This is a genomic window from Flavobacterium flabelliforme (assembly GCF_017948675.1).
Taxonomy (GTDB): Bacteria; Bacteroidota; Bacteroidia; order Flavobacteriales; family Flavobacteriaceae; genus Flavobacterium; species Flavobacterium pygoscelis.
Map to the genome: position 1 here is coordinate 231,486 of NZ_JAGFBU010000003.1, position 12,933 is coordinate 244,418.

13 protein-coding genes are annotated in these 12,933 nt (G+C 35.3%); 10 read left to right on the top strand and 3 right to left on the bottom strand.

Annotation, left to right across the window (positions count from 1 at the left end):
* Positions 1-5: 5 nt before the first annotated feature.
* The 8 genes from J3S90_RS09720 to J3S90_RS09755 all read left to right on the top strand — a co-directional run bounded on the left by J3S90_RS09720 (position 6) and on the right by J3S90_RS09755 (position 7,776).
* Positions 6-2,510 carry a TraG family conjugative transposon ATPase gene (locus tag J3S90_RS09720; protein WP_210646040.1) on the top strand — a complete coding sequence of 835 codons (2,505 nt, stop codon included), beginning with the start codon at positions 6-8 and terminating at the stop codon, positions 2,508-2,510.
* A gap of 24 nt (positions 2,511-2,534) precedes the next feature.
* Positions 2,535-3,167 (top strand): DUF4141 domain-containing protein, encoded by a 633-nt coding sequence (locus J3S90_RS09725; protein ID WP_210646041.1) that lies wholly within the window; start codon positions 2,535-2,537, stop codon positions 3,165-3,167.
* A 2-nt stretch (positions 3,168-3,169) separates the two neighbouring features.
* Complete coding sequence (gene traJ / locus J3S90_RS09730; RefSeq protein WP_210646042.1) at positions 3,170-4,162, top strand: conjugative transposon protein TraJ; 993 nt, start codon at positions 3,170-3,172, stop codon at positions 4,160-4,162.
* A 19-nt stretch (positions 4,163-4,181) separates the two neighbouring features.
* Positions 4,182-4,805 (top strand): conjugative transposon protein TraK, encoded by a 624-nt coding sequence (traK, locus tag J3S90_RS09735; protein WP_210646043.1) that lies wholly within the window; start codon positions 4,182-4,184, stop codon positions 4,803-4,805.
* Positions 4,806-4,816: 11 nt separating this feature from the next.
* Positions 4,817-5,104, top strand: coding sequence for a nitrogen regulatory IIA protein (locus J3S90_RS09740; RefSeq protein ID WP_210646044.1), 288 nt, complete (start codon positions 4,817-4,819; stop codon positions 5,102-5,104).
* The gene (traM, locus tag J3S90_RS09745; RefSeq protein WP_210646045.1) at positions 5,091-6,392 is read left to right on the top strand and encodes a conjugative transposon protein TraM; all 1,302 of its coding nucleotides are present in this window, start codon (positions 5,091-5,093) and stop codon (positions 6,390-6,392) included. The genes J3S90_RS09740 and traM overlap by 14 nt, the downstream gene beginning before the upstream one ends.
* Positions 6,393-6,426: 34 nt before the next feature.
* Entirely contained in the window at positions 6,427-7,329 is a 903-nt protein-coding gene (gene traN / locus J3S90_RS09750) for a conjugative transposon protein TraN (protein WP_210646046.1), read from the top strand.
* A 216-nt stretch (positions 7,330-7,545) separates the two neighbouring features.
* The gene (locus tag J3S90_RS09755; RefSeq protein ID WP_394369412.1) at positions 7,546-7,776 is read left to right on the top strand and encodes a hypothetical protein; all 231 of its coding nucleotides are present in this window, start codon (positions 7,546-7,548) and stop codon (positions 7,774-7,776) included.
* Between the two features lie 425 nt (positions 7,777-8,201).
* Here the strand turns inward: J3S90_RS09755 and J3S90_RS09760 are convergent, their stop codons facing one another.
* Positions 8,202-9,275 carry a DUF932 domain-containing protein gene (locus tag J3S90_RS09760; protein ID WP_210646047.1) on the bottom strand — a complete coding sequence of 358 codons (1,074 nt, stop codon included), beginning with the start codon at positions 9,273-9,275 and terminating at the stop codon, positions 8,202-8,204.
* Between the two features lie 45 nt (positions 9,276-9,320).
* Positions 9,321-9,713 carry a single-stranded DNA-binding protein gene (locus tag J3S90_RS09765; protein ID WP_210646048.1) on the bottom strand — a complete coding sequence of 131 codons (393 nt, stop codon included), beginning with the start codon at positions 9,711-9,713 and terminating at the stop codon, positions 9,321-9,323.
* Positions 9,714-10,837: 1,124 nt separating this feature from the next.
* On the opposite strand from J3S90_RS09765, the gene J3S90_RS09770 reads away from it, so the two are divergent.
* A complete protein-coding gene (locus J3S90_RS09770; RefSeq protein WP_210646049.1) occupies positions 10,838-11,179 on the top strand; it encodes a hypothetical protein in 342 nt (113 codons plus the stop codon).
* 65 nt (positions 11,180-11,244) lie between these two features.
* A complete protein-coding gene (locus tag J3S90_RS09775; RefSeq protein ID WP_236023924.1) occupies positions 11,245-11,538 on the top strand; it encodes a helix-turn-helix domain-containing protein in 294 nt (97 codons plus the stop codon).
* A 138-nt stretch (positions 11,539-11,676) separates the two neighbouring features.
* On the opposite strand, the gene J3S90_RS09780 is transcribed toward J3S90_RS09775, so the two are convergent.
* Complete coding sequence (locus J3S90_RS09780) at positions 11,677-12,891, bottom strand: site-specific integrase (RefSeq protein ID WP_210646050.1); 1,215 nt, start codon at positions 12,889-12,891, stop codon at positions 11,677-11,679.
* Positions 12,892-12,933 lie beyond the last annotated feature (42 nt).

The following is a 12,933-nucleotide window of genomic DNA, read 5'->3' on the forward strand; positions in this document are numbered from 1 at the left end:
AAGCTATGAGAAATAAATCAAAAGCGACTACATTGGAATCTAAGTTTCCGTTGTTAGCAGTCGAAAACAATTGTATCATCTCAAAAGATGCTGATATCACAGCTTGTTTTCGAGTACAGCTTCCAGAACTTTTCACTGTAGCCTCTGCGGAATATGAAGCCATTCATTCGGCGTGGCACAAGGCGATCAAGACATTGCCTGACTATACTGTGGTACACAAACAGGATTGGTACATTAAAGAAAATTATGCTCCTGATATTGCAAAAGAAGATTTAAGTTTTTTGGCAAAATCGTACCAGCAACATTTTAATGAGCGTCCATTTCTCAATCATTATTGTTATCTGTTTTTAACAAAAACTTCCAAAGAGCGTATGCGAATGCAGAGTAATTTCTCTTCGCTTTGCAAAGGAGTACTTATCCCAAAAGAAATAAGAGATAAAGAAACAATCCATCGTTTTATGGAATCGGTATCGCAATTTGAACGCATCGTGAATGATTCAGGTTTTATAAAATTGGAACGATTAAGCGAGGAAGACATCATTGGAACAAATGACAAACAAGGATTATTGGAACAATACCTAAGCCTTTCAAGAGAGGAGGGAACACCCATGCAGGATATTGCTTTAGGAGCGGAAGAAGTTCGTATTGGAAACAAAAGACTTTGTTTGCATACTTTGTCAGACACCGATGATTTGCCTAGTTCCGTATCCGCAGAAACCCGTTACGAAAAATTGTCCACCGATAGAAGTGATTGCCTCTTGTCTTTTGCGGCACCTGTTGGATTGCTGTTGAGCTGTAATCACATCTACAACCAGTACCTTTTTTTGGATAACAGTGAGGACAACCTTAGGAAGTTTGAGAAATCAGCAAGAAATATGCACTCTTTGGCACGGTATAGCAGAGCCAACCAAATCAATAAAGAATGGATAGAACGTTATTTGAACGAAGCACACTCTTTCGGACATGCTTCTATTCGAGCGCATTTCAATGTGATGGCTTGGTCTGATAACCCAGCAGAACTAAAACAGTTAAAGAACGATACAGGTAGCGCTTTGGCGTTGATGGAATGCAAACCAAGGCACAACACTACCGATGTTGCGACGCTTTATTGGGCAGGAATGCCAGGGAATGCAGGGGATTTTCCGAGTGAAGAAAGTTTTTACACTTTCATCGAACCTGCGTTGTGTTTTTTTACGGAGGAAACCAATTATAAAAGTTCACCGTCTCCTTTCGGAATTAAAATGGCTGACCGACTTACAGGAAAACCGATTCACTTGGATATTTCTGATTTGCCAATGAAAAAGGGTATTATCACGAATAGGAATAAGTTTATTTTGGGGCCTTCAGGCTCTGGAAAGTCATTTTTCACCAATCACATGGTCAGACAATATTACGAGCAAGGTGCGCATGTATTGCTAGTAGATACTGGAAATTCGTATCAAGGTTTGTGCGAACTCATCAAAGGAAAAACCAAAGGAGAAGATGGGGTTTATTTCACTTATACCGAAGACAATCCAATTGCCTTTAATCCTTTCTACACCGATGATGGCGTATTCGATATTGAGAAAAGAGAAAGTGTCAAAACTTTGATATTGACTTTATGGAAACGGGATGATGAACCACCAACTCGTTCGGAAGAAGTCGCATTGTCTAATGCTGTGAGTGGTTATATTGAACGCATCAAGCAGCATGACGATTTTCCGTCTTTCAATGGGTTTTATGAATTTGTACAAGGGGACTATAGAAAGGTATTGGAAGATAAAAAGGTACGAGAAAAAGACTTTGATATTGACAACTTCTTAAATGTATTAGAACCCTATTACAAGGGCGGAGAATATGATTATCTGCTAAACTCAGAGAAGCAACTTGACTTACTTAGTAAGCGATTTATTGTTTTCGAAATTGATGCCATCAAGGATCACAAAATTCTTTTTCCAATTGTGACTATTATTATCATGGAGGTTTTCATCAATAAGATGCGTCGCCTGAAGGGAATACGAAAGCTAATCCTGATTGAAGAAGCTTGGAAAGCGATCGCCAAAGAAGGAATGGCGGAATACATAAAATACCTTTTTAAAACGGTACGGAAGTTTTTTGGAGAAGCGATAGTGGTAACTCAAGAAGTAGATGATATTATTCAATCACCTATTGTCAAAGAAAGTATTATCAATAATTCAGATTGTAAAATACTCCTTGACCAACGTAAATACATGAACAAATTTGATGATATCCAAGCCATGCTTGGTCTTACTGAAAAAGAAAAAGCGCAGGTACTTTCGATCAATATGAACAATGATCCCAATAGGTTATACAAAGAAGTTTGGATTGGGTTAGGAGGAACGCATTCTGCAGTATATGCCACAGAAGTGAGTCTTGAAGAATATTTAGCCTATACAACAGAAGAAACCGAAAAGTTAGAAGTGATACGTCTTGCGGCAGAACTGGATGGAAATGTAGAGCAAGCCATTAAAAGGTTAGCTCTTGAGAAAAGAGAAAAAGAAAACAAATAGTAAACATTTTAAAAAAGAGTAAAAATGAAAAATTTAAAAATTATGGTATGCATGGCAATTTTATTTACTGTGATACCTACTGCTAAAGCACAATGGGTGGTAACAGATCCTACGAATTTGGCTCAAGGAATTGTCAATTCAGCGAGACAGATCATACAGACTTCGAGCACTGCGACTAACATGATTAACAACTTTAAGGAGGTCCAAAAAGTCTATAATCAAGGAAAAGAATACTATGATAAGCTAAAGGCAGTAAACAACCTTGTGAAGGATGCTCGAAAGGTACAACAGACTGTATTACTTGTTGGTGATGTTTCTGAGATGTATGTAAAGAATTTTGGAAAAATGTTGAACGATACTAATTTCAATGAACAAGAATTAACGGCTATTGCTAATGGGTATTCCGTCTTACTGAATGAAAGTACCGAACTTCTGAAAGAGTTAAAGCAAATTGTAAGTACTTCCAGCTTGTCGCTTACGGATAAGGAGCGAATGGATATTATTGATAGTGTGTATATTAAAGTAAAAGAGTACCACAATTTGGTTCGTTATTTTACCAATAAAAATATTTCTGTTAGTTATCTGCGAGCAAAGAAAGCAAACAGTAGTAAAAGAGTTTTGGAGCTTTACGGAAATGCTAACCAAAAATACTGGTAACCATGGAATTTAGTAATCTACACCAAGTACTACGATCGCTCTATGACGAGATGCTGCCACTATCAGCAAATATGGCAGCAGTAGCTAAAGGTTTAGCTGGATTGGGAGCTTTGTTTTATGTAGCGTTAAAAGTGTGGCAGGCACTCAGTAGTGCAGAACCGATAGACGTATATCCGCTACTTAGGCCATTTGCATTAGGCCTCTGTATTATGTTTTTTCCAACGATTGTTTTAGGAACGCTCAACGGCGTGCTTAGTCCAATTGTAAAAGGAACACACAGTATATTAGAAAACCAAGTGCTGGATTTGAATGCTTTGCAACAGCAAAAAGACCTATTGGAGAGAGAGGCAATGCTTCGAAATCCAGAGACAGCTTATTTAGCATCTGATGAAGAATTTGATAAAAAATTGGATGAAATAGGTTGGTCTCCTGCTGATTTAGCAACCATATCGGGTATGTATATCGAAAGAGAAATGTACGGGGTAAAGAAAATGATTCGGGATAGTTTTCGAGAGTTTTTGGAAGTGCTTTTTCAAGCTGCCGCACTAGTCATTGACACGATTCGAACTTTTTTTTTAATTGTGTTATCAATTTTAGGACCTATAGCTTTTGCTATTTCGGTCTGGGATGGGTTTCAGTCCACGCTGACGCAATGGTTTACCCGATACATTAGTGTGTACCTCTGGCTGCCAGTTTCTGATCTTTTTAGCGCGATGTTGTCCAAGATCCAATCACTAATACTTCAAAAGGATATCGACAGTTTATCCGATCCCAGTTTTATTCCAGATTCATCCAGTACGGTGTACATCATCTTTATGATTATTGGAATCATTGGCTACTTCACAATTCCAACAGTAACCGGTTGGATTATTCAGGCTGGGGGAGCAGGTAACTTTATGCGGAACCTAAACCAAACTACCACCAAAACTGGAAATATGGTAGGTGCTGGTACAGGAGCAGTTGCGGGAAATATTGGAGGTAGATTAATGCAGTAACAATTTAAAATTGAAGAAAATGGAATTTAAAACATTAAGAAATATCGAAAATAGCTTTAAGCAAATCAGACTGTATGCCATAATATTTGTAGTACTCTGTGTTGGCGTAGCAGGATATGCAATATGGGAATCGTATCGATTTGCAGAATTGCAGCGTCAAAAAGTTTATGTGTTGGATAACGGAAAATCATTAATGCTAGCGCTGGCACAAGATGCTTCAATCAATCGTCCTGTAGAAGCTCGGGAGCATGTACGCCGATTTCATGAGCTTTTTTTTACGCTGGCACCTGACAAGGATGCTATAGAAAACAATGTGAAAAGAGCATTCAATCTAGCAGACAAGAGCGCTTTTAATTATTACAAAGACTTAGCTGAAAAGGGATATTACAATCGGATCATTTCAGGGAATGTACAACAGCGACTTGAAGTAGATAGTGTGGTTTGCAACTTCGAAACCTATCCTTATGCAGTAAAAACCTATGCTAAACAAATCATCATTCGCTCTAGTAATGTAACCAAACGCAATCTTATTACCTCCTGCTATCTTGTGAATTCGGTTCGTTCAGATACTAATCCGCAAGGTTTCAACATAGAAAAGTTTACTGTAGTGCAGAATAATGATTTAGAAATTATAGAACGCTAAAATAAACCAAGATGGAAAATCTTCGAACAAATATTGACCAATGGTTAATACAAATTGATGCACGCTGGAGAGCGCTCCCTTTAAAAAAACAGTACAAGTACATTCTGTATTGTTTTATCAGTTATTTGATTCTTACGGTAGTTGTTACCCTTAGCGTTTGGTTTGAAACCGGAAAAAACAGTAGCAAGCTAGATGAGGATCGTATTGAAAACGCTCTTATCAAAAAGAACGAATCCACGACATCGTTGGGGGATTCATTGCTATTAATTATAAAAAACAGAAGACATGAAAGAAAGTGAAAACAAAAAAAACACGGTTTTGGTTACAGATGGTAACTTAAATGAAAGTACAGATACAGTACGAGAACTTTCAGATAATAAATTAGAAAAATTTAAAAAGCCACTCTTGTTCACGTTGATGAGTATAGTATTTCTTGGTTGTATGTATTTAATTTTTAAACCATCGGAAGACATAAAAAAGAAAGAAGGAATAGGTCTTAATGATTCAGTTCCTCAAGCTTCTACTGTCGGTTTACAACATGATAAACAAAAAGCCTATGAACAAGAATTGATGGACGAAAAAAATCAACAAAAACAAAATGCGCTAAGCTCGCTTTCTGATTACTGGAGTGAAGGTAACATCCACGAAACAGTTGATGATGGTCCTGAAAATGAAAAAGAAGCTAATACCAATACTTCGCTGAATAGTTATCGCAATGCGCAAAAAACACTAGGTACTTTTTATGAAAACGATACTGCTGAGACACAGGAATTGCAGAAACAACTGGATGAATTAAAAGCACAAATGGCTAGAAAAGACGAAGCGCCTATGAATCCAGTAGATACCCAATTGGAACTTATGGAAAAATCCTATCAGATGGCTGCAAAATACTTGCCTACGAATACAGCATCAAAGGAACAATCAAAGGAGAAAAAGGAAGCTATTGCTAGCCCTTCTAGCCAAAAGGAATCGTTTGTCTCAATTATTTCGGCTCGTAAAAGTGCGGTTTCGTCATTGCATAGAGATCTTCCTGATAGCACCTTTATAGCCAGTTGGAGCGAAAGTCGCAATCGTGGATTCTTTACAGTTGGCAAAATAGAACAAGCGTCACAACCCAAAAATAGTGTTCGTGCAGTCATCCAAACCACACAAGTGGTATCAGTGGAAAGTAATGTTCGTTTACGTTTGTTAGAGCCAGCCAAAATGCAAAATCGTATTATTCCACAAGGGACAGTATTGACGGCAAATTCAAAATTTAATCAAGGAAGGCTGCAAATGAGGATTACCTCGATTGAGTTGGATGGTAATATTATTGCAGTTGATCTGACCATTTATAGTTTAGATGGACAACAAGGATTATTTGTACCCTATTCGCCAGAAATGAGCGCTGTAAAAGAAATGGCTGCCAATATGGGGCAAACCTCAGGAAGCAGTATTATGATTTCAAGCTCCCCGGGGCAACAGATAGCCGGCGATTTGAGCCGTGGTCTTGTCCAAGGCATTTCAGGCTATTTTTCCAAAAAAATGAAAACACCAAAAGTGACGTTGAAGTCAGGGCTTCAAGTGTTTCTAGTCTCAAAAAATTAAATGTTCAGTTTGGTAAAATTTAATAAAGTAAAATATGAAAACAACAATAAAAAATATAGTATTAGGATTGGTCTTATTTTTAGGATACAGTACGGAATCAGAAGGGCAAGTGACTGTTAATAATGCCCAAAAAATGAATTTAGAGGAAATAGAGCCGTACAGGATAGAGGTAACTTATAGTAAAACTTCACATCTGTTATTTCCTGCTGTAATCCGATACGTAGATTTAGGAAGTGACTATTTGATTGCGAGTAAAGCAGAAGATGCGGAAAATGTATTACGAGTAAAAGCTTCAGTGCGCAATTTTGAAGAGGAAACCAACTTTTCTGTAATTACCGAAGATGGCCATTTTTATAATTTCAATGTGGGTTACAATCCTTTAGCTGTGGATTTGAATTATAATCTTTTAGGAATGCAGAAAGGGATTAGTAGATCACCTACAAATGATGTTCTTTTTGAGGAACTCGGAAAGAATTCGCCTTCATTGGTGAGCGATTTAATGGAAACGATATGTAAAAAAGACAAACGTATAGTAAAAAATAAGGGTGCTAGAAGTTTTGGTATCGAATTCTTATTGAAAGGACTATACATCGATGAGGGTAAGTTCTATTTCCATACTCAAGTTACAAACTTTAGTCATGTCTCCTTTAATATCGATTTCATTACTTTTAAAGTAGTGGACAAAAAGCTAGCTAAACGCACAGTTTTACAAGAAAGGATGTTGCATGCACTAAAAACCTATAAGCCACTGGGCGCAATTAAAGGTAAAACAGCAGAGCCAAATGTTTTTCTGCTGGACCAATTTACTATTGGCAATGATAAAATACTGCTAATAGAAATTTCCGAAAAAAACGGAGATAGACATCAGGTACTAAAACTTAAAAATTCAGATTTAGTCAAAGCAAAACTAATAACGAATAACAAGTCTCGTGACTGAAATAGATCCTTTTGAATAAGATGTTTGAAAACTAATCATTTCAAAAATTCAAAATATTAAAATGGAAAGCAGGCTGTGTCACTCGTAATGACAGAGCCTGTTTTTTTTAGAACGACATAATTTATTATTTAATTAGCTTTAAATCAATGGATTGAGTTTTTTTTAAAAAAATAATTTTTCTTAAATTTAGAAATTGAAAATTAAAATAATCACATTATGTATTCAACATTAGTTTTAAGTATTCTAGCTTTACTAAGTGGTTTCGGTATGCGTTATTGGATTAACAGAAGAAAATTTTACAGAAGAAGTCCTTTGGGTGTGGAAGGTTTTTCAAGTTATGAAAAAATCAGTCTTTATTTTATTTCTGGAACGTTAAGGAAAATGGATAGCCTATATTCTGATTATTTTTGGACTCCTTTTTTTGTGGAGCTATTCAAGAGAAAGTAACGATAGTAAAGAGATGATTCAAAAAGAGGTATCGTATAAACACGTTTAAAAGAAAATAAAAAAAAGCGGCATTCTTTTGCTTCTTTTCTTTTGACGCTTATGTGGAAAGAAAAGAAGTCCAGTAAAAAAGATAGGATAATGAATATCCTATATAATAAACGCGACCTTTTTGGTGAAATAGCAAGAGCAATGAGAAGCTACGCTGTTGCCGTTTTACTAAAAGGGTTGTACCACTTCCTGCAAAAAGACTTTCCCGACCATGGGAAGGGAGTGTCTTTTTGCACCCAAAGTCTGAGGTAATGCAACTGGAAAAGGTTGTGTCCCAAAATCCTTAAGATTTAAAGAAAAACTTTATTCTGAAAAATAAGAAAAATAATTAAAGGCGACTGCTTTAGTGAGTAGTCGCCTTTAATTTTAAAATTTTTTTATTTGAAGTTGAAAACTTCAGTACCTATTTTTTGAAATGAGGCACACAGTTCAAAAGCTTTTTGTGATTTTATCTGTGCAGTACCGCCCAAAATGATAGATTGCAATTTGGCTTCATTATCCTTATAGCTACGTACATTTTGGTAGTAGCCTGTAACTGCGTTATAAGCTCCAAACAAAGTGCCTTTTGTCGTTTCCATTTGTTGTGAGTCGCTTGTCATAGCATAGGCAAAAGCATCTTCAACAGTGTTTTTAAAAACGGTGGATATTTCGTCCTCATTTCCGTTTTTAATATGCTGTAAGGTTTCCTTATTGGGACATAGTGCTAGTTGTATCAATTTTTTTGCCTCGTTGTCATTTACTCTTACTTTTGCCCATTCATTAAAAATCCCCTCAAGTTGATTACTAAATTCGTTTGCTAATCCCATTACTTTGTGAGCGTTATCCAAACGTTGTTTAGCTCCCGAAGTATGGCGGATACGTACTACATTGCTCATATTTCGAAGCGAAGCGTTAAGCGTATTTTGGCAAACAATTCTAACAGGTGTAAAAGCTGCCGTAATACTTCCACTACCATCATGAGAAGTGGTTAAAAAAATGTATTTTTCTGTGACATCATCACCAGTACCCACACGAATATAATCAGGTAGTTTTGCAGTAATGAAAATGCGTTCCCCATTTCCCAATGCGCCTGCAGTTTCGTACATGATTCCCTCTGTACCACCTACAATAGAATCAAAAAAACTAAAGGCCTCTCGATTTTGTACGATATGATAATCTTTGCCTACTACGCCCAACACCGTATTGTTATCATTGCGGATAGTAGCAAAATAATTAGGAACTTCCAGCTCATTATCTCTGATTTCGGTAGCGTTTGTATTTTTTACAAAACTTGAGACTTTTGTTAAAATAGGGCTTTTTATTACCTCATAATCGAGTCCAGCGTGCTGGATAGCTTCCGAACTTGTGGGATAGTCTTTTACGATTTGCCCTAAACCGTGCCATGCTTTTTCTTGTACGCTAAAAAATGAATAACGTCCTGTTCTTTCGTTGAAATTTAAATTGTGTGCCATGATATTAAAATTTTAAAAGGTTGAAAAATGATTAAATAAAAGGTGTTAAAAAGGTAGGTCATCGACCGTTTCATGTTCTGTAACTTTCCTCTTTTCTTGATCTGAGATGTCAAGTAGATTGTCTGTTTTCTTACCGCCTCCATGCAATTTAATAGTAGCCGTATGAAAATTTAAACTTGCTCTTAGTTCCCCGTGTTTCGCTGTCCACGCTCTAGTGCTTACTCTGCCTGTAAGCTCTACCAAAGCGCCTTTGGTCAGTATCTTCGCTACATTTGGACTTATCCAATAGGAGCAATCAAAATAGCTTGTTTGCTCTATGCGTTCGCCCTGTTTGTTGCGATAGCTGTCATTGATAGCTATCGAAAAGTTTACTACTTGTTTTTCCTGTGACGTTGTGCGTACTTCCGCATCCCTTGTCAGTCTTCCGATGATGTTCATAATTTCTAATTTTTAGAGTTATAATTTTTTAATTAATTTATTCGGCAATGAGAGGAGGAGCTGTTTCGTTTCACTCTGTTTCCATTTCTAAAGCTTTTGTTTTCCATAATTGACATTTTTTTTATTCGTTTAAAGAGTCGGAGTATGCTTTGTTTCGTTTCACGAGCATAAAAGGTTAGTGTTTAGCAAAAACAAGGTTTTATCAAATAAATACTATCCGCCTCGGCGGATGGAGATTTTTTGATAAACCCGTAGGGCTTGACCTTTTTTTTGCGTTAAGAACACTAGTATACCTTTGCTCTTGAAATGGGACAGAAAAGCATATTGGCACTTGAATAAAAAAATAGTGGAAGTTTAGAAAAGGTTTGTTCCAAATGGTTCAATGTGTTCGAAAAAAGAGATCAGCCATAAAGAATGACTTCAAAACTTTAAGTTTTTTCTACTTTCCTAAAATATCTGGCTATGAAAGCCAGGTAAAAGGATCTTAAAAAATAATCAATAGTATTTTTTAAGATTATTTTATCAGACATCCGACTAAGCTCTTTTTTAATGGAGTGGAGCGGAATTATAAATGTGCTTTGAGGATCAATTTTAAAAGTTCAATTCGATAATATTTTATTATAATATCTGGCTTCGAAAGCCAGGTAAAAGGATCTTAAGAAATAATGAATTATAATGCCATTATTTTTTAAGATTATTTTATCAGATATCCGATTAAGCTCTTTTATAATGGAGCGTAGCGGAGTTATAAATGTGCTTTGAGGATCAACCTAAATTGTGAATTGTATAAATTATTTAATAAATATATTATTCTTGATGTGAAGGTGAAAGTTAATTCGTTGAATTATAGTTGTTTAGTACGGTTGGACAAAAATGGTCAAAAAGTGACTTTGTATGACATATAGTTTTGTTTACGCTGTATTGCTTTAAATTTAAGTTTTGGAGCTAAATGTTAAACGAGTAAGTGCAAAATAATTTTAGATTAAGAACAATGATTTGTACTTCCGCAATGCTATGGAATTATGAAGTGTAATAGAAAAAATTTAGGCGATGATCTATATATGGTCAAGAATTTACATGAAAGACTAGGAATTGTTGAGGACTATCTATTTAGAATTGGCTTTGTGAAAAGTCATCACATATTACTTACGGAAGGTGTTGAAACTGTTAAATGTGGTTCTAGTCTGCAAAAAGGTGAATTAGTCTATTTGTTTCACATTTTGATGGAAGATGGAATATTATATTTTGATCCAGTAGATAAGAAAAGGAACAGAAGGCTTTTTCAAAACTTCATTGAAAAAAATTTCACATACTTTGGAGACGGCGGTTTCCAGCATCGCATCTTAGATTCGAGTAGGCATTTTTCGGAATGTGTAGGTTATACGTATAGGGAGAAGCAATTGCGCTACCTTGAAAAAATTATTATGATATTGCTATCAAAGAAGGAATATTTAACTAAATCATAGTATGTATTTAAGGGGCTGCATTCTTACGATTCAGAAAATTAATTGACTATTAAAATGTATACGTTATGGGAAAAGAAGAAGAAGAAAAGAGACATGAAGAGATGATAATAATTTTAAAAAAAGTACTACTACCATTATATTCCAAATTAGATGAAATTGAAGTTAAGCTTGTATCTTCTAATAATAACAAGTTTCCACAGTATTATAGAAATGAAGATTTAAAAAAAGTTTTTGGATTTTCAAGTAACACTATTGTTAAGTATCGACAAACAGGAATTCTGCCGTATACTAAGATGGGTGATATATTTTTGTATGAGGCAAGTAAAATAGAAAAATTACTGAATAAGAATGGACATTGAAAATAGAAATAAAATCAAGAACTGGAGATTCTTGCGATACGAATAATTAGAACAAAAAAGGATTCCTGCGGGAATCCTTTTTTGTTGAGAATACCTGGTTTTTTAAAAGATATCTCTATTAGGAATGGTGATGAAAGACTATACGTATTTTTCCTTCAGTTTTTCCATGTCTTCCATTACGTTTACATCTAAAACCTTAGCATAATGTTGCGTTTGTTTAATATTTGTATGCCCCATCATTGAAGAAACATTTTCTATTCTAACACCATTACCTAAAGTTACGGTGGTTGCAAAAGTATGTCTTGCGACATACCAGGTCAGGTTTTTATCAATTCCGCATAAATCCGCAATTTCCTTAAGGTATGCATTCATTTTTTGATTTGATATTTGAGGAATTAATCCTATTTGTAAGTCTTTATATTTACTGATAATTTTAAGAGTGGGAGGGAGTACAGGTACGTTTGCTCTGATTGCCGTTTTTGTTCTGTTAGTCATAATCCAAAGTGCGTCATTATTGTCTTGGAATATATTATTTGAAGTAAGTTTTGATGCATCTACAGGAGCATATCCTGTGTAGCAACTAAAAAGGAAAGTGTCCTTTACTCTCTCAAGACGCTCCGTCGTGAACATTTTATTTTCAATGCGGTTTAACTCTTGTTGAGTTAGGAATACTGCATTCTTAATATTTAATTTACCATCGTAAAGTATAAATGGATTTTTATCTATCAAACCCATCCTTATGCAGTAATAACAGGCTGTTTTATACATTCTCATATACTTTACCACCGAATTGTTTTTAATGCCAACCCGCCCTTTATAAACACTTTCATATTTAAGGAAAGATTCTAGATTATAAATGAAGGCGCTAGATATTTCATTTAATGAAATATCTTGAATTCCATATTGCTTTTTCATAAAGATGGTCAGTAGTTCTTTGGAGCGTTCATATTTTTGGAAAGATGCTTTAGATCTTTCGTCTGTATTGACCTTTTTTTGAAAATAGTTATTATGCGTTTCTATCAGGTGTAAAATGCTTGTCCCTTCAGTTTTTGTTTTCCCTGTAAACTCATTTTTAAGTTGAGTCAAAGAGATTTCTGGGTCAACTTTAGTCAACTCATTAAATTTTTTTTCGAGGTTCAACTCAAATATGTCCAAGGCATGTTTGAGTACTTTTTCTTTTTCAATTTTGAGTACATTCCTAAGGTTGTTGGTAAACTGCCATCTCTCTTTAGAGATACGTTTACTGGTGGTCATATCAATAGATTGCTGATTGTGGGAGATTCGCGCAAAAATAGGAGATTCACCATTTTTGTTTGCTTTACCGGGCTTGAGGATAAAAATTACTTTTAACATAATTTAGGTTTTTAAATTAATAATCAAATTGATTTAAAAACT